Genomic DNA, 21,167 nt, shown 5'->3' with positions numbered 1-21,167 from the left:
CGATGCTAGGGCGGTCTGGATGGTCCGGTGGCGATTCCGATAAGCCCGGATCAGTCCGCCCACTCGATCGTGCGCAGTTGCCGGCGCGAGCTGATGTTCAGCTTGACGAAGACCTTTCGGAGGTGCCACTCGACGGTGTGGGTGCTGATGAAGAGTTGGGCTCCGATCTCCTGGTTGGTCAGGCCATCGGCGGCCAGCCGGGCGATCTGGGCCTCTTGCGCGGTCATTCTGTCGCCGGAGGTCACGGGTTGCTTTCGTACCTTCTCGCCGCTGGCAGCGAGTTCACGACGGGTCCGCTCGGCGAAGCCCTCGGCGCCCATGCGGGTGAACAGCTCGAAGGCCTCGGTGAGCTGACGCCGCGCGTCGGGGCGCCGGTTGACGCGACGCAGCCATTCGCCGTAGCGCAGGTGGGTGCGGGCCAGGTGCACGACGACATTGGTGCTCTGCAGACGCTCGATGGCTTCGTTGAACAGCGCGTCGGCTTCGTCGTTGTCGGCGAGCATGGCCTGCGCGCTGGCGAGCGCGCCCAGCCCCCAGTCGGTTCCGCTGCCGCCTGCCGTTTCCTCGAGCCGCCGCACGGCCTGGGCGGCGGCATCGGGTTCGCCGTTGTGCACCGCGGCTTCGGTCAATTCGAACAGACACCAGCCGCCGAAGCCGAGATCGTCGTACTCACACGTTTCGCTCACGGCGCTGAACGCTTCTTCGTAGCGGCCGAGGCCGTTGTAGAGAATCGCGCCGATTCCGTTGGCCACGCCGAGCAGCCGGCCTTCTCCTTTGCGGGCGGCGACCTCCGCCGCCGCTTCCAGCAACCCCGCGGCGTCCGCTGCGACGCCCTGCCAGGCCGCCAGGTGGAGCCGGTGGTATCTGATGGGCTTGTCGTCGATTGCCGCCGAGATCGCCTCGGCCTCTTCGAGAAGAGTTGCTGCCAACGAAAATTCGCCGGCGAGGATGTGGACGCCGGCGCGGTAGGCGAGGGCGGGCGGCAGGATGGCCAACGCCCCTGTCTCACGCGCATAGCGGACCATGACATCGGCGAGCTGTTCCATGAGTGCGTCGTCCCACAGTTCACCCGTGGCGGATTCCTGGACGACGGGAAACGCGAGCGTGATCCAGCGCAGCGATTGGCCGTCACCGCGCTGCGCATGCGTGCACCAGAACTCAACAGCGGTACGAAGCGGCGCTGCGCATTCCTTGATTCGGCCGGTCAGCCGGTAGGCCATCCCGGCGAGCAGGAAATCGATGGGCCGACTGATTTCGGAAAGCCGGCCTAGCGCGGCTTGAGCTGCCTCGGCAGCGACGGTCAAAGCGCCGGATGCGCCCAGTCGCCCGGCGAACATGCCTGCGGCGAGCGCTTCGAGATACGTTTCGCGCGCAAGCTCGTCGTCGAGGTTCTCGAGGCGCCTCGCGGCGTCGAACAGCAGTGTCGCGGCCTCGCCGACCTGCGGTGCGCCGGGTTCACCGACGCGGCTGCGGGTGAACTCCATCTGCGCGCGCAGGCGAGCCACCTGTGCACGTTGGAGATCGGACAACGGGCACAGCTCGGCGATCGCGAGGAGCTCGTACGCCGCGCCGGGATCGGCGGCGTCGCGTTTCGCCTGTGCCGCCGCGATTGCTCTGCTGCCGCGTAGGGCGGGGTTCGCGCTCAGCACGGCGGCGCGCTCCAGGAAGGCGGCAGCTGCCGCGATACCGCCCCGGCTCTGGGCGCGGTTCGCCGATGCTTCCAGCTCCGCGGCCACCGCGTCATCGGGCCCGGCTGCCGCGTTGGCCGCGTGCCAGGCCCTGCGATCGGGGTCTTGCGTGGCATCGGTCGCCGCTGCGAGGGCTCGGTGAACGGCGCGGCGGGCACCGAGCTCGGCAGAGCGGTAAACGGCTGAGCGGACCAGCGGGTGATGGAAGCGCACTCGCGGACCGAACTCGATCAACCCGGCCGCTTCGGCCGGGGTGAGGGCCTTGACGGGTATGCCCAATTCCCCTGCGGCGCGGATGAACAACGCCGCGTCACCCACGGGTTCGGCCGCCGCGGCGAGCAGCAGTCGCTGTGTCTCGCCGGGAAGGGACTCAATCGTGCGGACGAAGTTGTCTTCGATGTGGCCGGTTGAACGGTGCGCGGCGATGTCGCCGAATCCGCCGGCGAGCTCGGCCGCCGAGACGTTGCGCGGAACTTCCAGCAGCGCCAGCGGTACCCCGCGGGTTTCGGCGACGATGCGGTCACGCACATGCTCGTCGATGCGGCCGAGCACTACCGAGTCGAGCAGTTCGCGGGCATGGCTGTCGGAGAGGCCTTCGATGACGAGCTCCGGAAGCCCGGCCAACGCGTGAGCCCCGTAATCCCGTGCGGCGAAGACGAATCCGATCGGTTCGGCAAGCAGCCGGCGCGCGATGAACGCGAGCGTCTGTAACGACACCTGGTCGAGCCACTGTGCGTCGTCGATGACACACAGCAGCGGTTGGTCGTCGGCGGCGGCCGCAATCAGGCTCAGCACCGCGAGCCCGACGAGGAATCGGTCGGGGGGCGGCCCCGCTCCGAGACCGAAAGCTACTGTCAGCGCGGCACGTTGAGGTTCCGGCAGCTCGTCGATGTGGTCGAGCAGCGGTGCGCACAACTGCTGCAGGCCTGCGAACGCCAGCTCCATGTCTGATTCGACACCGGCAATCCGCGTGACGCGGAAACCCGCCGCCTGATCCCGCAGGAACCTCAAGAGCGCAGTCTTGCCGACACCGGCTTCCCCGCGCAGCACCAGCACCTGACTGGCGGACGCGTCGACACTCGACAGCAGCTTGCGCAGCGCCGCGCATTCGTCGGCGCGCCCACGCAGGGGGTGTTTTCGACCCTTGGTATCCATAAAGCCTGCGCGTCCGTTCTCTGAGGGGACGCCGCCTGTCCGCCTGGACGTCAAGGCAGGTCCGAACCCCCCACGAGATAGTAGCGGTACGGCAGTCTCAGTCGGCCCACTCCCCGCGATAGGGTCCGGGCATGACCACTCCGGCGGCACCCGTTCCGTGGCCCCGCGGTGCCTCGTGCGCCGCATCCTTCACGTTCGACGTCGATGCCGAGAGCGGCATGTTGGGGCTGTCCCGTGCGCATGCCGACCGGATGTCGGCCATGAGTCACCAGGCGTACGGGCCGCTGACCGGAGTGCCGAGAATACTGAAGATCCTTGCGCGACACGAAATCACGTCGACGTTCTTCGTGCCCGGCTATACCGCGTTCCGGTATCCGGACGTGATCCGGTCGATCGTCGACCACGGTCACGAGATCGCCAACCACGGATATCTGCACGAGTCCAACCGCGGCCTGTCCGAGGAACAGGAGCTCGCGGTGCTGGACCGGGCCTCGGACATGCTCGAGACGGTCACCGGCGTCCGGCCGACGGGGTACCGCGCCCCGATGTGGGAGTTGAACTGGCAGTCACCGAAACTCCTGCGCGACAGGGGATTCCTGTACGACAGCAGTCTCATGGACACCGATCACCCCTATGAACTGGCGGTCCCCGGCGGTGGCCCGCTGGTCGAGATACCCATCCAATGGGCCCTCGACGACTTCGACCAGTACTGCATGATCCCGGACTTCTTCGCCGCCGGGGCGATCCAGAGCCCGCGCAAGGTGGCCAAGATGTGGCGCCTCGAATTCGACGCGATACGCACCGAAAAGGGCTGCTTCGTGCTCACCAACCACCCCTTCCTTTCGGGGCGGCCGTCCCGCGCGAAGGCACTGGAATCGCTGATCGAATACGTGGTTTCTCTCGGCGACGTGTGGGTGACCAGCATGCACGCGATCGCCGAGCACGTGCGCGGCCTCGGTCTGACTCCGCGTGCGATCGAACGGCCCGATCCTGCCGACTTCTGACGACAGCTAGCCCCTGCGGCGCACGGGATGCCGGCTCATGATCGAGATCCGGTTGAACGCGTTGATCGTGATCGCCGAGTAGATGAGCACCGACACCTGATCGTCGGTGAGGTGTTTGCGAACACTGGCGTACTGCTCGTCGGACAGATGGGTTTCGGCCACGAGGGTCACCGCTTCGGCGATCTCCAGGGCGGCCCGTTCCACGTCGTCGAACAGATCGGTTTCCCGCCAGGCGGGCAGCACCGCGATGCGCTGGGACGTTTCACCTGCGTCCAGCGCGGCATGGGAGTGCAGATCGAGGCAGAACAGGCACCGGTTGATCTGCGATACCCGGATGTTGACGAGTTCGAGCGTGGTCCGCGTCAGACCCGCGGCTTTGCCCTGGGTGCGTAACTCGGTGCTGGCCTTGACCATCGCCTGGTAGACCGACGGAATCTGTTTGTCGATGTAGATGCGATCGGTCACCTCTCAGCCCTGCTGCGCCTTGACGGCGGCGAGGGCATCGGGTGTGACGGTGTCGAGAATGTCGTCGTAGTCGTGGTGGCGTTTGACGTACTTGGCGATGTACGGGCATACCGGCACGATGCGCTTGCCTGCCGCCCTGGTGTCGGCCAGCGCGTGCTCGACGAGGGTGCCTGCCAGTCCCTGGCCGCCGAACTTGTCATCGATTTCGGTGTGGTAGAGGATCCGCTGGTCCTCGGTGTCGACGTAGTCGATCAGGCCGGCGTGCTCACCGTCGACGGTGATCTCGTACTGGCGGGCATCGGGGATATCGCGAACTTCAGCCATGGTTCTCACTATGCCGCAGCCGTGCGCGCGGCCTGGCAACATCGTGACGGTGGCTCGACACGGGAGTGGCCCATGACGGCTCCGGCATCGCGGACACCGGCGACTTCGACCTGGGCGCCGCTGGCCTCCCCGATCTACCGCGCACTGTGGATCGCGCAATTCGTCTCCAATCTCGGCACCTGGATGCAGACCGTCGGCGCGCAGTGGATGCTCGTGGCCGATCCGCGTGCCGCCGTTCTGGTCCCACTGGTCCAGACCGCCACGACGCTGCCGGTGATGTTGTTGGCGTTGCCGTCCGGTGTGCTCGCCGATCTGGTGGACCGGCGGCGCCTGCTGATCGCCACGCAAGGGGCCATGGCCGCGGGTGTGGCGGCACTCGCGTCGCTTACCGGTGCGGGCCTCGCCACCCCGACCGTGCTGTTGATCTTGTTGTTCATGATCGGATGCGGACAGGCGCTCACCGCTCCCGCCTGGCAGGCCATCCAGCCGGATCTCGTTCCCCGCGAACAGATTCCGGCAGCAGCGGCACTCGGGAGCATGAGTATGAACGGCGCACGCGCCATCGGACCCGCCATCGCGGGCGCATTGGTGTCGTTGTCCGGGCCGACGCTGGTGTTCGCCCTCAACGCGGTGTCGTTCATCGGTATCGTCGCCGTGCTGGTGATGTGGCGCCGCCCTGCCGCCGAGCAGCTTTTTCCCGCGGAACGGCCGTTGGCTGCGCTGAGCGCGGGCGGACGGTTCATCCGCAGCTCACCGATCATCCGGCGGATCCTGCTGCGTGCGGTGCTGTTCATCGTGCCCGGCAGCGCACTGTGGGGACTGCTCGCGGTGATCGCGAAGAACCAGTTGCACCTGTCGTCCTCCGGGTACGGGCTTCTGCTTGGTGCACTCGGGCTCGGGGCGGTTCTGGGCGCCTTCGTGTTGTCGCGACTGCAGGCGGTGTTCGAGCAGAACACCCTGCTGGTGGTCGCGGCGGTCGGCTTCGCCGTCGCCACGACGGTGCTGGCGTTGGTGCACGAGGTGGCGGTGGTGTTGGCGACGCTGGTTCTCGGGGGCGCGGCCTGGTTGTTGACGCTGTCGACGCTCAATGCCTCGATGCAGCTGAGCCTGCCAGCCTGGGTGCGGGCCCGCGGGTTGTCGGTGTATCAGCTGGTCTTCATGGGCGGGCAGGCCATCGGCTCGCTGGTGTGGGGATTCGTTGCGGGTGCGGCAGGCAGCGTCACCGCCCTGTTGGTGAGCGCGGCCCTGCTGGCCGGATGTGCGTTGTCGGTGCTCTGGTGGCCGCTGCATGCGCGTACGGGCAGCCTCGACCTCACACCTTCGGCGCACTGGCCCGAGCCTGCGCTGGTCTTCGAACCGGAACCGCCGGACGGTCCCGTCGTGGTGCTGACCTACTACCGGGTCGAACCGGAGCGCGAACCCGAATTCCTCACGACCATGGCCGCGCTCGGCCGCTCACGGCAGCGGACCGGCGCGGCGCAGTGGCAGCTGTTTCGCAGCGGCGAGCGGGCCGCCACGTTCGTGGAGGCGTTCGTGGTCCGTTCGTGGGATGAGCATCTACGCCAGCACCACACCCGGCTCACCGGTCAGGATCTGCTGATCGAGCAAGCCGTCGAACGCTATATCGAGGGCGAACCGATCTCACACCATCTGATCGCGGTGAAGACGCGATAGTGTGAGGTGAATCACAAGGGGTGGGCGAACCCGGAGGAGGTCGATCTCATGACACGGACGCAATTCGGCTCGCTCGGTGCGGGTGGCCTGAATTGGAACAGCCTGCCACTGAAGCTGTTCGCCGGCGGCAACGCGAAGTTCTGGAATCCGGCCGACATCGACTTCTCGCGTGATCGCGCCGACTGGGAGGCGCTGACGGAGCGAGAGCGCGAATACGCCACGCGGCTGTGTGCCGAGTTCATCGCGGGCGAGGAAGCGGTCACCAAGGACATCCAGCCGTTCATGAGTGCCATGCGCGCAGAAGGCCGCCTCGGCGACGAGATGTACCTGACGCAGTTCGCGTTCGAAGAGGCCAAACACACGCAGGTGTTCCGGATGTGGCTCGACGCCGTCGGGGTGACCGACGATCTGCACAGCTACCTTGACGAGATCCCGGCCTACCGACAGATTTTCTGCGACGAACTGCCCGATGCGCTCGGCGCTTTGACGACAGATCCGTCGCCGGCCGCCCAGGTACGCGCGTCCGTCGTGTACAACCACGTCGTGGAAGGCATGCTGGCGCTCACGGGATACTATGCGTGGCACAAGATTTGCGTCGAGCGGGACATTCTTCCCGGTATGCAGGAGCTGATCCGGCGCATCGGAGACGACGAGCGACGGCATATGGCGTGGGGCACTTTCACGTGCCGGCGTCATGTCGCCGCCGACGACGCCAACTGGGCGGTGTTCGAATCCCGGATGAACGAACTCATCCCGCTTGCGCTGCGCCTGACCGAGGAAGGCTTCGCCCTCTACGCGCCGGATATTCCGTTCGGGCTCGAGGAAGACGAGTTCCTGCAGTACTCCAGCGACAAGGGAATGCGGCGGTTCGGCACGATCAGCAGTGCCCGAGGCCGCCCGCTAGCCGAGATCGATGTCGACTATTCCCCGCTGCAGCTCGAAGACACCTTTGCCGACGAGGATGAGCGGGCCCTGGCGGCTTCTGCTTGATCGGGTCTGCGCAGGCCCGTGGGCACGCTGTGGTGTCGGCGAACCCCTCCGCCGCCGACACCACAGCTTTGTGCACGCGGGCATGCACAACCGCCTGGATCCAGCTAATTCACCGGCTCCCCCCGGTGGAGGTGAACAACTTCCTGGATCTGGCTACACGCCGCGGCGGCCGGTGCCGGGTCTCCCCCACCTAGCAAACCCGTGAACCGGCGTTAACGGCGTGCGTCAGTACCGTAGGTACCGGATACCTGCCTTGTCAACCACTACCGCGGCTATTGCTGGTCAAGGGTGGTGCGGACTGCTGACCGGCGGGAGGTCAGCTTCGCTGGATTCCTGTGGATCGGGTTTGCCGGTGGCACTTCGCCGCAATGGCACGACCGAGGCCGCGACAAACGCGAACGAGATCAGGGCGAGGAACTGGACACCGGGGGAGTGCCCGATGTAACCGTCGACCGATCGCCACGGGTTCTGGCTCAAAGCCGCCCCCGCGAGGAGGAAGCCGGCTGCGGCCGCACCGAGAGTGATTTTGTCGCACCACTTTTCGCGGTTGCGCAACAGGTGCCGTACACCGATCGCAGCGCCAACCACGGCCAGTCCGGCAAGACCCGAAATCGCTGCTCCCGTGGCCAGCACCGCCGTACCCGCGATCAGCGGGCCGGGAGCCCACGGACGGGCGGGCTCGGTGGTCGGCGTAGGGCGCCGGACCGGCAACAGTGCCAGCAGCGCCAGGAGCGGCAGCAACGCCAGACCGCCGATCAAGCCGATTCGATAAGGCGTGTTCGAGCCGAACGACAGCGTCACGGTGCCGTCCGTCCCTTCGGGCAGCACCCATCCCTGCTGCCAGCCGTTCACCGTCACCGGGGTCAGTGCGGTGCCTTCGGCGTTGCGCGCGGTCCAGCCCGGGTTCACGCTTTCGGGCACCACCAGGATCCGCTGGGCAGACGCCGCGTTTACGCGTACCTCACGGTGGTCAGGCGACCACGTCGTGGCGTCGGCGGGAGTGGTTGGGGCCGTTGGCAGTTCCCCTGACCTGGGACCGGACAGCACCACACCGTCGACGATGAATGCGGCGCCCGGACTGACCAGCAGCTCCTGCTGCCCGGCAGGCAAAGCGACCGGTTCGCTCCGGCACGGCTGTGCCGGAATCGGCTCGCCGTCGAGCAGCGCTCCGACAGTCGTCTTCACCGACGTCTGGATGAACTGTCCGGCGACCCCGATGATGGGGCCCTGGCCACACGGAAGAGACACGGTCCGTTGACGATTGGCTGCCGCGTCGGCCGCGCCCACCGGCTTGCCGCGGCCGTCGAGCACGGTGAGCTCGGCCAGCCCCGGCGGCTTGAGCTGATCGAACCCGAGTGACGTGCGGTCGATGATGTCGTTCCAGGCCAACAGTGAGACGGTGACGGTGTCGGTCACCCGCGGCTTGAGCGTCAGAGTCTGTGGTTCACCATTGCCCGGAAGTTCGTGCATCTGCGGGCCGTCACCGAGATCGATCGCCACCAGAGTCGGATGTGCCGGAGGCTGTGTGGACCCGGGAACGATGCGAAGCGCGCCCACTTCCGTTCGGGCGGGCAGTTTGAGCGTGAGCGTCGGGGGAGACTTGTACTGCACGACGCGTTGCGAGGCGGTCCATGACGTCCGGGGGTCGCCGTCGGTGGCGGCATAGGCCGAACCAAGGATGTCGATGGGGTCGGCATCGCCGAACGCCCTCGTGGTACCCGGCTGCGCGACCAGATCGGCCAGTTTGGGCCCCTGCCTGCCTCGAATCCACACCGTCGGTTCGACTTCCATGGCCTGCGGAACGGTGAGGGTGCGGCTGAGGTTCACCGGTTCCTCGGAGGCCAGCGCCATCGCGGCCGCGCAGCGCACACCGACCGGGCTGTCCGCGCAGCCCGCCCGGCCCAATAGCTCGGTACCCAGATCCCATTGCGTCACAGTCGAACCGGCCGGTGGGCCGGGCACCTCGACGGTATGGCGGAGGTTGACGGGGTGAGCAAAGCCCGATGCGTCGTACTGCGTGATCGCCAGATCGGTGATGCCGAACTGCACGCCGGCCGAACCGTCGTCGGTACCGACCGCGGTGACACGGACCCACGGCGTCTCGCCGACCGGGAGCGGAATGGTGATCGGCTTGCCCGCGGTGTCGAACCGGCGGGTGCTCGTACCGGTCGCCGTCGCCACCTCGATCCGGCGGACCTGCGCGCCGACTGCGGTCGCACTCGGCGTGATGGTCAGGCTGGCATTGGTGATCGGATGATCGAAATCGACCTGCAGCCACTGGCCGATGGCGGCTTGCAGTGCGTTGGACACCCACGCGGTCGAACTGTCGCTGTCGATGGCCGCCGCGGGCCCGGTCGCCGGCGCGACGTTGGGCAGGGCGGTGGAGTCGGCCGCCGAACTCGACACCGACAATCGACCGCCGGTCCACGCGCCGTACACCGGCTCGGCGCCGCCCGCCGGATAGTCGGGCACCCGATTGTGGGTGTGGCGCGCATCGTCAGGCGTGCGGATGGCCGACGCGTGGTCATCGACGCGCCCGTAGTCGATCTCGCGTGCGGTGGGGGTGTCGGTGACCACCACATCGGTCACCGGCAGGCCGGCGCGCTGCGCATCCGGGGCAAGCAGCATCGGACCCAGCGGTGGCTTGTCCGACAACCTTCGGCGCTCATCGAGGCGCAGCAGGGCCTCCGGGGCGCCCACCACGCGCGTCATCGCGTCGGTGTCCACCAGATACGGTGCGGACGGGTTCTTTTCCGTGTCGACGCGATAGATCTCCACCGCCGGATAGCGCGGCCGCAGCCCGCTGTCGGCCACGAAACCCTCCAGCGTTCCCGGGCCCACCGGATCGCCGAACTCGGCCACCTTCGACAAGCCCGGCGAGCCTTCGACCGCGCGGTGCACGAGAATCGGCCGGGCCGATCGCGACACGTCGGGATCGAGGTCGTTGCGCACGACCACATACGAGATACCTTGGCGGGCAAGCGTATCGGCCAGTCCGGCGGACGGGCGGCCGGCCGCGAACAATCGCTGCACCGAGTCAAGGGCCCGAATCGTCTCCGGCGGCGTCAGCGGAATCGAATCGCGTACGCCCCATGGGCTTTCGCCCAGGACCTGCAACGGTTCGTCATGGCTGTTACCCCACACCTGCGTGGCGAACGGCGCACCGGGCGCGACGAGCACCCGTCCGCGTTCGGTGTTGTGTTCGTCGAGCCAGTCGGCGGTGTCGTGCCAGTACTGGGGTATCGCGGTGAACGTACCCGGCGGAGTCAGGCGGCCGGTCCAGGCCAGTGAGGTGCCCGCCCCGAGGGCGGCCAGCACCACGATGGCCACCGCGACCCGTTTGTCGCGCTCCGGGCGGGCGAACGCGCGCAGCCACACCGCGCGGGGCGAAGTGCCTGGCAGGGGGATCCGGCCGAGCAAATGGGCCAGTCCGAGTGCGAGCGGCAGCCGGATCACCGGCTCCAGCTTGGCGAGGTTGCGCAGGGGTGTGCCCGCATCGTCGAGGAACGCCTGTACCTGCAGCGCGACGGGCGAGCCAAGCCCTCCGGAGTAGCCGAGGCCCAGGAACACCACGCCGATCAACAGCATCGTGATCAACCGGCCACGCGCCGGCATCGACCGCAGCGCCAGCCCGGCCAAACCGGCCGCCGCGATCACGGTCGTTGCCAGGACCGCCATCGTGCTCGTGACGAGCGACGCGCCCGCGGTCGCGCTTGGCGCCACGAACGGCGTCCAGCTGTCGGTGCCGCGCAGCATTTCGGTCAGCGACATCCACTGCGTCGTGACGCCCGAGGACTCGATGAAATCGAGGAACGGCGGGCTGATACGGCCGAGCATCACCAGCGCCACCACCCACCAGGTGACGGCCAGCACCGCGCACAACGCCCACCACGCGGTGAAACGCCACCAGAGCCGGTTCGGCCGATGGCACGCCCACCAGATGACCGCGGCCAGGCAGCCAGTGAGGGTCGCGACGGCGTTCACCGCGCCCATCAGCGCGACCGCACCCGCCGACCGCGCAGCCATCAACCGCACCGAATGGGTCCCGCGCAACGCGAGGATGACCGGCAGCAGCACCCACGGCGCCAGCATCATCGGCAGCGTCTCCGACGAGATCGCACCGAGTGTGGTCAGCACGCGCGGCGACAGTGTGAACGCGACGGCACCGAGGATGCGCGAGCTCGGACTGCCGATGCCAAGGGCTTCGGCGACCCGCAGCACACCCCAGAAGCCGACCGTCAACAGCAGTGCCCACCACAGTCGCTGCGTCACCCACCCGGGAACGCCGAGCAGGTCACCGGCCAGGAAGAACGTGCCGTGCGGAAACAGATAGCCGTACGCCTGGTTCTGCGCCTGGCCGAACGGCAGGTCGCTGTTCCACAGGTTGAACGCGCGAGCCAAAAACCGCAGCGGGTTGGCGGTGAGGTCGAGCTTCGTATCGGGTGATATCTGTCCGGGCGACTGGGCGAAAGTCAGGACCAGTGTCGCCGCAGCGACCACCCACAGCCAGCGCCGCGAGAGCGGCGGGGCCGGGTTAAGTACGGTCGCCGTACTCGACCCGGTTGAGTACCGATGACGCCGGATCGCCCGCTTGCAGCGGAGGCTTCGTATCCTGCTGCACCATCAGCGTCACACCGAAGACGGCAGCCGCGCCCAAGAGCAGGCCGACCACGATGCTGGCGGCGGAGGGGACGACGAACCGGTTCACCCGGCCAACCTAGCACGCTGACAATAGTGATCGTGGCCACGGAAGAGCGGGTGTTCTGGCGTTCCGGACCGTGCACGGTGTGGATCAGCTGCGACGATGCCGGTTCGTTGGTGTTCAGCGGATACGACCGGGCCCACCTCGACGGGTATGAGTACGACATCACCGTGACGGCCGACCAGTTTCCGAGGCTGTGCGCCGCGCTCGGTGCCGATCCCGCCGCGAGCCCCAAAGATCTGGTCGAGTTGCTGTGTGCGCAGGTCAACGACATCATGGCCGTCGGCGAGCGGACCTGGCTCGACACGCAGGGGATCGATTACGGCTTCGCCACCGGCTAGGGTCAGGCCCCATGGCTTCTCCGCGCCTTCTCGCGACGTTCGTAGCGATGTCCGGACTGCTGATGGCTTGTTCCTCACCGAGCAGCCCGCAGTCCGCACCGACGGCCGAACCGCCCGCCATGCAGCCAGTGGCAACCGATGAGCCGTTGCCCGCCGCGCCGCAGAGCTGTGATCTGGCGAGCCTGCCGGTCCGCGACAAGCTCGCGCAACTGCTGACGGTGGGGGTCACCGGCGCCGCCGATGCGCGGGCGATCGTCGCCAGCCAGCATGTCGGCGGCATCATGGTCGGCAGTTGGACGGATCTGTCGATGCTGACCGACGGTTCGCTTGCCGACATCGTCGCCAACTCGGGGCCGCTGCCGCTTTCGGTCAGCGTCGACGAGGAAGGCGGTCGGGTGTCGCGGTTGTCGTCGCTCATCGGCAGCCAACCATCGGCACGCGATCTCGCCGAGACCCGCACCGCCGACGAGGTTTACGGCATCGCACTCGAGCGGGGCCGGGCCATGCGCGGCCTCGGCATCACGGTCGATTTCGCGCCCGTCGTCGACGTCTCCGGAAACAGCGCCGCGATCGGCGATCGCTCGTTCGGCGATGATCCGGCCGTGGTCACCGAATACGCCGGCGCGTACGCCCGTGGCCTGCGCGATGCCGGGGTGCTGCCGGTCCTCAAGCACTTCCCCGGCCATGGCCACGCGTCGGGCGACTCGCACACCGGCGCGGTGTCCACGCCGCCGCTCGCCGATCTGCAGAGCAACGACCTGGTTCCGTACCGGACTCTGACCACCGCCGCACCGGTAGCCGTCATGGTCGGGCACATGCAGGTGCCGGGGCTGACGGGCTCGGACCCGGCCAGCCTGAGTCCCGCCGCCTACCAATTGCTGCGGTCCGGCGGTTACGGCGGGCCGGGTTTCAACGGTGTGGTCTACACCGACGACTTGTCGAGCATGGCCGCGATCAACCAGCGCTACGGTGTGGCCGACGCGGTCCTGCGCGCACTGCGGGCCGGTGCCGACAACGCGCTGTGGGTCACCACCGGCGAGGTGCCCGCGGTGCTCGACGGGCTGGAGCAGGCGCTGGCCGCAGGCGATCTCAGCCAGGCGGCCGTGGATGCTTCGCTGCAGCGCGTGGCCGCCGCCAAGGGCGGAATCCGCTGCGGCTGACGCTCACTTCACGACGGTGACGGTGCCCAGTTCCGGGTCCGATGCGCTGATCGGGTTGCGTGCCGTCCGCAGCGCCGTGAGCAATCCGATGACATCGGGGGTCAGACGTTCACCGGGCATCACGAGGGGAATGCCGGGCGGATAGGGCGTGATGGCCTCGGCCGCTATGCGGTCGGTCGCCTGCGTGAACGGCACCGCGGCCGACGCGGCGAAAAAGGCTTCGCGCGGGGTCAGCACCGCGTCGGCACGGAATGCCAGCAGATCGGCGATCAACGTCTCGTCTGCGCTCGCGGGCCCCGCGCTGGGGCCCGACCATTCCGCGACCTCGGTGAATCCGGACACCAGGCGGTCCATGTCGGTATCGGTATTGCCGATGGTCGAGATGCAGAGCACGTGGCCGGGCCCGCTCAGTTCGGGTTGGACGCCGTGCCGGCTGTTGAGCCGCGCGACAAGGTCGCGGGCGTCGGCGGCCAGGCCGCGCGTGCCGATGAGCAGCTTCGTTTCATCGAGCGCGTGAAAGCCGGTGCCTGCGCCGTCCGCGTCACCAGGCCGCAGCACCTGCAGGCCGTCGATCGCGGCCAGCCGGGCTGCCACACGCCTGGCCCGATCCAACGCGGCATCCAGCATCTCCCGTCCGCTCACCATCATCTGGCGGCGGGCCAGATCGATCGACGCCATGATCGCGAAATGCGGGCTCGTGGTCTGGATCAACTGCAGTGCGCGGCGCACGGCGGCAACATCCATATCGGTCGGGTCGATGTGCAGCACCGCGGCCTGGCTCAGCCCGGACAGGATCTTGTGCACCGACTGAACGGTCGCGCTCGCACCGGCCCGCTCGGCGGCCACCGGGAGCTCGGGATGGAACCCGAAGTGCGGTGAGTGAGCTCCGTCGACCAGGAGCCTCGCGCCGAACCTCCGGCACAGCGCCGCGAGTGCCTCGATGTCGGCGGTGGTGCCGTAATACGTCGGGTGCAGCGCCCACAGGGCTTTCGCACCCGTCTCGATGAAGGCCCGCTCGACCACGTCGGCGTCCAATCCGTGCGCAACGCCGAATCTGCCGTCCCAGCGAGGTTCGAGCCAGACCGGCAGGGCCCCGACCTGCACCAGGCCCGCGAGCACCGACTTGTGCGCATTGCGTTGCACCAGAACAGGTTCGCCGGGCGCCAGTGCCGACAGCGCGACGGCGATGTTGCCGCTCGTCGAGCCCTGCACCAGGATGAAGCTCGCGCCGACCCCCCACGCGTCGGCGATCAGTTCCTCGGCGGCCAGGATGGGGCCCTCCGGGCAGTGCAGGGTGTCGGTGTCGGGAAGGTTGTTGAGGTCAACGGCCGCAATGTTTTCGCGAAACCACGGGTCGAGCGTGCGCCCGCCTTTGTGGCCCGGGCTGTAGAACGGTGCCTGATCGCGCTCGGCGAACCGCCGCAGCGCCTCGAACAACGGCGCCGTCTCGTGATTCACAGTGAATACACCCGGCTCGCGTTGCGCACCCCGATCATGTCGACGATGCGGATTGCGTCGGCGACCGTGCAGTCCCCTGCACGCACCCACTCGCCGAGCACCAGGCCCATCGCGCGGCGCCACAACACCGAGCCGAGCAGGTGCAGCTCGGGTGGACCGAACGCGTCCGACGAATACAGCTGTTTGGCGAACGGCGCGGTCTCGAGCGCCTCGGCCACCAAACCCGTCGACCGCACTCCGAGGTAGTTGATGCCAAGTCCCACATCGAAATTCACGTGATCGAAGGCCTGGGCCAGATAGCCGGCCTGACGGTGGAACGGATAGCAGTGCAACAACAGCACCGGCACCGGGGTCATGGTGCGCAGCAACGGCAACAGCAGCATGGGGTCGGTGCGGTGCAGATCGAGGTCGCGGTCGCCGAACCCGACATGGACCTGGATCGGCAGCCCGTGCGCGGCGGCCTCGTGCACACCGAACGCGATCAGCACCGGACTGTCGAGCCGCAGCGTGTCCCGTCCGGCCAGCTCGCGTGCATGCTCGACCACCTGCGCATCGGCAGGTCGGGCCCAGTCGATGTCGAACGAGGTTCGATAGGCCGCAATCGTTTTGGTGCCGACGGTGTCGGGCGACGCGGCAGCGTCGGCCAGTGCGCTGCGGAACGCGTCGGGAAACTCCTCGGGTCGTGTTCCGCCCTCGAGCCGTTCTTCGGCCAGGCGTTCGAGCCGCAGGATCGCCGAGGACGGCCGCCCGCTGAGTTCGGTGAGCCGCTCCGGTGTGGTGATGAGATCACCCTTGAAGCCGGTGTCGACGACCCAGCGCTCGACGCCGGCCAGCGGCAGCATGAGCTCGGACAGTTCGTCGGGGCTGAGCTCGCTGCGGCGCTTCCAGTAGTCGTCGGCGTCGGCATGGGCAGGCAGGCCGAGAACGGGTGCGCACCAACGCCTTATCGACAACCCGAGCGGCGAGTCGAACTGCGTCATGAAATCCGGTATGCGGTCGGTGGAACCCTCGTTGATGGACGCCTCGAACCCGGCCCGGTCCACCGGCTTGTCGAATGTGCCGTGCACGTGGTGATCGACGAGCCGGACGGTACGCAGGTGATCGGCGAGTTCGGCCGGTACCGCGGATCCGACGCCGTCGAAAACATCGATCGGCGCGCCCGCGATCTCACCATCCGGCATAACGTGCGACCTCCTCTGCGTCGACCTTTCCCGCGGCCGCGTCGTCGATGGCCGAACCGAGGATCTCGGCGGCCCGCGTCGCGTGCTCTTCACCCAGTATCAGCGGTGGCGTGATCTCCAGGACGTTGCCTCCGACGTAGTAGACCACCGCACCCAGCTCCCACGCCCGGTAGGACACCTGGGCGGCCAGCTTGGGATCGGGCTGCCCGGTGTCGGGATCGACGAGTTCCAACCCGATGGCCAGCCCACGGCCCCGCACGTCGCCGATCACGTCGTTGTCGAGCGTGCGCAACGCATCACGAAGGGCCGCACCCACTTTCGCGGACCGGTCTGGCAGCTCGTCACCGACGATCGTGGCCAGCACGGCGCGACCGGCCGCGGTGCAGATCGGGTTGCCCGCGGTGGTCAGCAGTGCCGAAGCGGCGGGGTGGTCGAGGATGTCGGCGGGGCCCACCGCCGCCGACAACGGCAATCCGCCGCCGAGTACCTTTCCGAACGTGACGATGTCGGGTACGACGCCGTCGTGCTCGAACGCGTGCAGCGTGCCTGGCCTGCCGAGCCCCATCTTGACCTCGTCGCAGATCATCGGCACGCCGTGGCGCAGGCATACGTCGTGCAGGTCGGCAAGAAATCCGTCGGGCGGCACGACCAGTCCACCGTCGGACAGGATCGGCTCGACGATCAGACACGCGACCGTGCCGGTGGCCATGTGCTGGTCGGCAAGGCCGAGGCAGGCCGCGACGTCGGCACCGACGTCCCCGCTCACCGGCCGGAATGGGTTGGGGTAGGGCAGGAATGCCACGTCGGCGTCGGCGGGGACGCCCGCGTCGACGTGCACACCCGAAACGCCCATCGCTACGCCGACGCCGCCGTGGTAGCTGTGCTCGAAGGCCAGCACCGTGCGGCGTCCGGTCGCGTGTCTGCAGGCCCGCAAGGCGACGTCGTTGGCGTCGGACCCGGCATGGCCCAGGTATACCCGGCGCTCACCGGTTCCCGGCACCATGGCAAGCAGATCCTCGGCCAGGCCGACCGAGTCGGGATGAACCGCCGACAGGCCGCCTGCTCCGGGCGCGTCGCGCGCGGCCCGGCTGACCGCTTCGGCGACAGCCGGGTGCCCGTGGCCCAGCCCGGACGCGGTCCACGTTGCCGAAAGGTCGAGCAGTTCACGGCCATCGGGGGTGACGAGCGTGCAACCGTGCCCCGAAACCACCTCCAGCGGGAAGAACCGCAGCTTCTCGATCCCGGCGATGACGGCTTCGTCGCGCTCGTAGAGCGTGCTCACCTCACCTCCACCGGCGGTGTCAGAGCCAGCTCGGCGGTCAACGATTCACCGACGCGTTTGGCGATCCCCGACGCGGCCAACGCGATCACGAGGCCGACGGCACACCAGTACAGCCCCAACAACGGCGCGGCGGTCCACGTTTCGGCGTCCTTGACGTTGAACCACAACACCACCGCGATCACCACGGCGCCCAGCAACGGCAGCGCGAGGCCCAGCACCTTGCCCCGACCTCCGTGCACATCGACAAACTTGGGTGCGCCGACGAACCAGGCCGCGGCGATCTCGACCAGCAGGTAGCACACCATCAGGCACACCGAACCGGCCACCGCGAACAGGAAATAGGTGTCGATCGCGTCGTTGCCGGTGCCCATGTCAGGCCAGCCGACCGCGCCGCAGATCAGGTTGATCACCAGGGCCAGACCGACAACGAGCCACGAGGCGCGCCGTGGGCCGCCGGTCGCCTCGTGGATGTGCGCCAACGATTTCGGGCCGAAGCCGTCGCGGCCGAACGCGTAGAGCATGCGGCCAGATGTCGCGGCGGTGGCCATGTGGCAGCCGAAGGCCGCGACCGTCGCGGTGAAGATGATCAGCAGCGAGAACCACTGCCCGATGTAACTGGAGCCCAAGTCGCCCAATGTGTTACCGGAGCTCTGGAAGGCCGCGAGCCCGGCCTCGTCGGTGCCGAAGCCGATCACCTGCGCGAACATCACGACCACGAACAGCACGCCGGTCAGGACCAAGGTGCCACCGAGGGCGCGTGGGATGTTGCGGCCCGGGTTGTCGGTCTCCTCACCCATCGACGCGCAGGCCTCGAAACCGGCCCACGACAGGAACGCGGCCACCACACCGCTGAGGACTGCCGAGGCCGAGACGCCGCCGCCGGAGAACGAGAACACGCTGAAGTCGATGCCGGTGGTCTGGGCGCCGCCGCGCGCGAAGATCACGACGACCAGCACGACCATCGCGACGATGCCGATGCCCTCGATGCCGAGCAGGATCTTGGCCAGCAGCCTGATGTCACGCCCGGCCAGTGCGAACGAGATCACCGCACCGATCACGACGACCACCAACCACGGTAACTGGTAAGGGGTTTCGCTGCCCGGCTGCAGTTGTGCGATGAACGCGTTGGTGAAAGCCGCTGTCAGCGCCAGTGTTCCGATGGAGAACCCCACGTAGGCGCCGAGCATGGCGAATCCCGAGAAGAAGCCGGTGCGCGGCCCGACGGTTCCGCCGACCAGTGCATAGGCCGATCCGGCGTGATTGAGATGCCGGGTGAGCCGCACGAAGCTGTAGCCGACCAGCGAGACGCCGACCAGGCCGATCAGAAACACCAGCGGGATGGCCTTGCCGACGGTGCCGATCAGCCCCTGCCCGTTTCCGGACATGGCAAGGGTCGGACCCACCGTGGCAACCGACAGCGCCAGCGCCACCCAGAACGGTAGACGCCGGTGTGGCAGTTGATCGGCTTCCGGTGTGGCACTGGTGGTCATCGAGTGTCTCCTTCGGTGGGGTCAGCAGCTCCACGCCAGGCGCAGGGCCTGGCAGGTCTCGGCGGGCGGGCGGTCGCCGTAGGTGACCAGCTCATGCCGTCGCACGGCCACCAGTCCTTCGACGACCGCCGGAGTGAGCAGTTCGGCGGCGAGCGCCGAGGATTCCAATAGCTCGATGACCGTGCGGTGATCTGCCGGTAGCGGTCTGGCTTCGCTGTTGGCCGGATCGTCGGTCACCTCGGCGGGCAACCGCAGGTCTTTCTCGATGCCACGCAGTGCGCTGCCCAGTAGGGCCGCCGCGGCGAGATACGGGTTGGCGGTGGGATCGATAATTTTCAGTTCGACATTGGCGCCGTGCGGATTTCCCGGGGTCGCCGCGATGAACCGGACCGCCGCCTCCCGGTTCTCCAGCCCCCAGCATTTGGCGGCACCCGCCCAGTTACCCGGCTTGAGCCGCGATGCCGAAAGCACCGAACCGGCATACACGCCAACCAGATCGGGCAGGCCGGCGAGCACACCCGCGACGGCCGAGCATCCGGACGGTCTCATGCCGTGTGGTCCGTCGCCACCCGACAGCAGCGGGCCGTCGTCGTCGGCCAGTGACAGGTGTAGATGCGCCCCGTTGCCCGCCTCGCCGGCGAAGGGCACGGGAGAGAACGAGATCGTCATGTCGTGACGCGCCGCGACCCGGCCGATCACGATGCGCGCCAGGATGACTGCGTCGGCCGCTGCCACCGGCGTCGCAGGCGCCAACGACACCTCGAGCTGGTCATGGCCGTACTCGGTGTGAAGTTGTTCGACGGCAAGACCGGCGCGGGCGGCCGCGGCGGCAAGGTCGACGAGGAAGGCCGACCGGTCCAGCGACGTGCGGATGCCGTAGGGCGACCAGTTGGCCGTGGTGGCGTGCCCGCCGTCCGGTGCGAGCAACGTGCATTCGAGCTCTGCGCCGACGAGCACGTTGAGGCCACGCGCGGACGCGGAGCGTTCAGTGGCGGCCAACAGCGACCTGGCGCACAGTGGGGCGGGGTTGCCCTGCTGGTCGTACAGGCTCGCGGGCGCCCATGCGATTCCCTCCTCGACGAGCCGCAGCTCGGTGGCGTCGATGCGGATCCGCTGGTCGCCGACCACGCCGATGGTCGGCGTGAAGGCGATTCCGCTGTCCGCGCAGAACACGCTCCATGACGGCGAGACTCCCATGCCGGATTCTTCGAACGCGGAAACTCGCTGCAGTGGAACATATTTGGCGCGGGTTACACCTGCCAGGTCGGTCAGCGATCCGGCCACGATCTCGACGCCTTCTGCACGCAGTGCATCGATGCGTGGCGTGACGGCTGCCGGCATAGGTCCTCCTGACGGTCTGAGTCTGCGAGCACGCTATGTCATAAATGTTTCATATTCTTTAATATGAGCGCTATAGGTTCGATTCGTTAAATTTTGCGCGGGGAGGGGCGATCGATGTGCCGACTGCTGGGCGTGGTGTCGACGACACCGATCTCCGTCTCGGATGCCGTCGGCGCCCATGTCCTCAAGGACTTCGTCGCATTGACGCGCGTACACGGTGACGGCTGGGGCATCGCGCGGATCGAGCAGGCCGGGGACGCGCCGGGCGTCGAGGTCTCGGCGGGTAGCGCGCTCGACGATCCCGCGTTCGATTCAGCGGTGCGGCGCCCGCCCGCACTCGCGAGCATGGTGCATCTGCGTTGGGCCACCAACGGGCTCGCCGTCGAACCGCAGAACTCGCATCCCTTTGTCGTCGGCGGAGTTGCCATGGCGCACAACGGATCCATCAAGCCGGCCGGTCCACTCGACGACATGCTCAAACCAGACATCGCCGCGTCGATGCGGGGCACGACCGACAGCGAGCGCTACTTCGGCGTCATCCGGCAACACCGCCGTACGGCGCCCGATCTGCCCGAGGCGGTCCGGCGCGCGGTGGCGCAGTTGCGGCCGATCTACCCGGAAGCGAGCCTCAACGCGCTCGTGCTCGGGGAGGGTCAGTTGATCGCCGTGCACGCGCACGCGCACAGCTTTCTGCCCGACGAGGACGTCGAGGAGATCACCGCCGCCGAGCTGCCGACCGAGCATCTCGAGGACTACTTCGCTTTGCGGTGGGCCCGCCCCGCCGACGGCACAGTCGTGGTGGGATCCACCGGTTTCGGGGATTTGGATTGGCAGCCGTTGCCGCCCGAGAGCGTCACCGCAATCTCGATGAGTGACTTGTCGATGACTTCGGTACCGGTCATGGCAGATTGA

The 21,167-nt window shown here is 67.9% G+C and carries 16 protein-coding genes; 6 read left to right on the top strand and 10 right to left on the bottom strand.

Annotated elements, in window-relative coordinates; all coding sequences use genetic code 11:
- Positions 1 to 50: 50 nt before the first annotated feature.
- Positions 51 to 2,843: a helix-turn-helix transcriptional regulator gene (locus ACRCUN_RS27075; protein ID WP_462144706.1), complete on the bottom strand. Its 2,793-nt coding sequence runs from the start codon at positions 2,841 to 2,843 to the stop codon at positions 51 to 53.
- A 131-nt stretch (positions 2,844 to 2,974) separates the two neighbouring features.
- Here ACRCUN_RS27075 and ACRCUN_RS27070 point away from each other — a divergent pair, with 131 nt between their 5' ends.
- Positions 2,975 to 3,847, top strand: coding sequence for a polysaccharide deacetylase family protein (locus ACRCUN_RS27070; RefSeq protein WP_462144705.1), 873 nt, complete (start codon positions 2,975 to 2,977; stop codon positions 3,845 to 3,847).
- 6 nt (positions 3,848 to 3,853) lie between these two features.
- Here the strand turns inward: ACRCUN_RS27070 and ACRCUN_RS27065 are convergent, their stop codons facing one another.
- Positions 3,854 to 4,261 carry a carboxymuconolactone decarboxylase family protein gene (locus ACRCUN_RS27065; RefSeq protein WP_462144797.1) on the bottom strand — a complete coding sequence of 136 codons (408 nt, stop codon included), beginning with the start codon at positions 4,259 to 4,261 and terminating at the stop codon, positions 3,854 to 3,856.
- 54 nt (positions 4,262 to 4,315) lie between these two features.
- A complete protein-coding gene (locus ACRCUN_RS27060; RefSeq protein ID WP_462144704.1) occupies positions 4,316 to 4,636 on the bottom strand; it encodes a GNAT family N-acetyltransferase in 321 nt (106 codons plus the stop codon).
- 72 nt (positions 4,637 to 4,708) lie between these two features.
- On the opposite strand from ACRCUN_RS27060, the gene ACRCUN_RS27055 reads away from it, so the two are divergent.
- Together ACRCUN_RS27055 and ACRCUN_RS27050 are read left to right on the top strand one after the other, a co-directional pair.
- Positions 4,709 to 6,310 (top strand): MFS transporter, encoded by a 1,602-nt coding sequence (locus ACRCUN_RS27055; protein WP_462144703.1) that lies wholly within the window; start codon positions 4,709 to 4,711, stop codon positions 6,308 to 6,310.
- A 48-nt stretch (positions 6,311 to 6,358) separates the two neighbouring features.
- Positions 6,359 to 7,300 (top strand): R2-like ligand-binding oxidase, encoded by a 942-nt coding sequence (locus tag ACRCUN_RS27050; protein WP_462144702.1) that lies wholly within the window; start codon positions 6,359 to 6,361, stop codon positions 7,298 to 7,300.
- Between the two features lie 282 nt (positions 7,301 to 7,582).
- Here ACRCUN_RS27050 and ACRCUN_RS27045 read toward each other — a convergent pair whose 3' ends face one another.
- Both ACRCUN_RS27045 and ACRCUN_RS27040 read right to left on the bottom strand, forming a co-directional pair.
- Positions 7,583 to 11,800 (bottom strand): alpha-(1->3)-arabinofuranosyltransferase domain-containing protein, encoded by a 4,218-nt coding sequence (locus ACRCUN_RS27045; protein ID WP_462144701.1) that lies wholly within the window; start codon positions 11,798 to 11,800, stop codon positions 7,583 to 7,585.
- Between the two features lie 34 nt (positions 11,801 to 11,834).
- Positions 11,835 to 12,008 (bottom strand): DUF2613 domain-containing protein, encoded by a 174-nt coding sequence (locus ACRCUN_RS27040; protein WP_018602702.1) that lies wholly within the window; start codon positions 12,006 to 12,008, stop codon positions 11,835 to 11,837.
- A gap of 32 nt (positions 12,009 to 12,040) precedes the next feature.
- Between ACRCUN_RS27040 and ACRCUN_RS27035 the strand changes: the two genes are divergently transcribed.
- Together ACRCUN_RS27035 and ACRCUN_RS27030 are read left to right on the top strand one after the other, a co-directional pair.
- Positions 12,041 to 12,343, top strand: coding sequence for a hypothetical protein (locus ACRCUN_RS27035; protein WP_462144700.1), 303 nt, complete (start codon positions 12,041 to 12,043; stop codon positions 12,341 to 12,343).
- 11 nt (positions 12,344 to 12,354) lie between these two features.
- Complete coding sequence (locus ACRCUN_RS27030) at positions 12,355 to 13,503, top strand: glycoside hydrolase family 3 N-terminal domain-containing protein (RefSeq protein WP_462144699.1); 1,149 nt, start codon at positions 12,355 to 12,357, stop codon at positions 13,501 to 13,503.
- A gap of 3 nt (positions 13,504 to 13,506) precedes the next feature.
- Here the strand turns inward: ACRCUN_RS27030 and ACRCUN_RS27025 are convergent, their stop codons facing one another.
- Genes ACRCUN_RS27025 through ACRCUN_RS27005 form a run of 5 tightly spaced genes read right to left on the bottom strand, consistent with a single transcriptional unit; the run spans position 13,507 to position 20,255 of the window.
- Entirely contained in the window at positions 13,507 to 14,961 is a 1,455-nt protein-coding gene (locus tag ACRCUN_RS27025; RefSeq protein ID WP_462144698.1) for an aminotransferase class I/II-fold pyridoxal phosphate-dependent enzyme, read from the bottom strand.
- A complete protein-coding gene (locus ACRCUN_RS27020; RefSeq protein ID WP_462144697.1) occupies positions 14,958 to 16,142 on the bottom strand; it encodes an amidohydrolase family protein in 1,185 nt (394 codons plus the stop codon). Before ACRCUN_RS27020 ends, ACRCUN_RS27025 begins: the two co-directional genes overlap by 4 nt.
- On the bottom strand, positions 16,129 to 17,424 hold the full coding sequence (locus tag ACRCUN_RS27015; RefSeq protein WP_462144696.1) for an aspartate aminotransferase family protein: 1,296 nt from the start codon (positions 17,422 to 17,424) through the stop codon (positions 16,129 to 16,131). The genes ACRCUN_RS27020 and ACRCUN_RS27015 overlap by 14 nt, the downstream gene beginning before the upstream one ends.
- On the bottom strand, positions 17,421 to 18,914 hold the full coding sequence (locus tag ACRCUN_RS27010; protein WP_462144695.1) for an APC family permease: 1,494 nt from the start codon (positions 18,912 to 18,914) through the stop codon (positions 17,421 to 17,423). Before ACRCUN_RS27010 ends, ACRCUN_RS27015 begins: the two co-directional genes overlap by 4 nt.
- Before the next feature lie 21 nt (positions 18,915 to 18,935).
- The gene (locus tag ACRCUN_RS27005; protein WP_462144694.1) at positions 18,936 to 20,255 is read right to left on the bottom strand and encodes a type I glutamate--ammonia ligase; all 1,320 of its coding nucleotides are present in this window, start codon (positions 20,253 to 20,255) and stop codon (positions 18,936 to 18,938) included.
- A gap of 114 nt (positions 20,256 to 20,369) precedes the next feature.
- Between ACRCUN_RS27005 and ACRCUN_RS27000 the strand changes: the two genes are divergently transcribed.
- Positions 20,370 to 21,167 (top strand): class II glutamine amidotransferase, encoded by a 798-nt coding sequence (locus ACRCUN_RS27000; RefSeq protein ID WP_462144693.1) that lies wholly within the window; start codon positions 20,370 to 20,372, stop codon positions 21,165 to 21,167.

This window comes from Mycobacterium venezuelense, assembly GCF_054919535.1.
This window is presented reverse-complemented; position numbering and strand designations above follow the sequence as displayed.

Coding starts and splice junctions, on each gene's coding strand:
- ACRCUN_RS27030 (WP_462144699.1), top strand. CDS start 12,355: ATGGCTTCTCCGCGCCTTCTCGCGACGTTCGTAGCGATGTCCGGACTG.
- ACRCUN_RS27055 (WP_462144703.1), top strand. CDS start 4,709: ATGACGGCTCCGGCATCGCGGACACCGGCGACTTCGACCTGGGCGCCG.
- ACRCUN_RS27075 (WP_462144706.1), bottom strand. CDS start 2,843: ATGGATACCAAGGGTCGAAAACACCCCCTGCGTGGGCGCGCCGACGAA.
- ACRCUN_RS27000 (WP_462144693.1), top strand. CDS start 20,370: ATGTGCCGACTGCTGGGCGTGGTGTCGACGACACCGATCTCCGTCTCG.
- ACRCUN_RS27020 (WP_462144697.1), bottom strand. CDS start 16,142: ATGCCGGATGGTGAGATCGCGGGCGCGCCGATCGATGTTTTCGACGGC.
- ACRCUN_RS27005 (WP_462144694.1), bottom strand. CDS start 20,255: ATGCCGGCAGCCGTCACGCCACGCATCGATGCACTGCGTGCAGAAGGC.
- ACRCUN_RS27010 (WP_462144695.1), bottom strand. CDS start 18,914: ATGACCACCAGTGCCACACCGGAAGCCGATCAACTGCCACACCGGCGT.
- ACRCUN_RS27065 (WP_462144797.1), bottom strand. CDS start 4,261: ATGGTCAAGGCCAGCACCGAGTTACGCACCCAGGGCAAAGCCGCGGGT.
- ACRCUN_RS27070 (WP_462144705.1), top strand. CDS start 2,975: ATGACCACTCCGGCGGCACCCGTTCCGTGGCCCCGCGGTGCCTCGTGC.
- ACRCUN_RS27060 (WP_462144704.1), bottom strand. CDS start 4,636: ATGGCTGAAGTTCGCGATATCCCCGATGCCCGCCAGTACGAGATCACC.
- ACRCUN_RS27050 (WP_462144702.1), top strand. CDS start 6,359: ATGACACGGACGCAATTCGGCTCGCTCGGTGCGGGTGGCCTGAATTGG.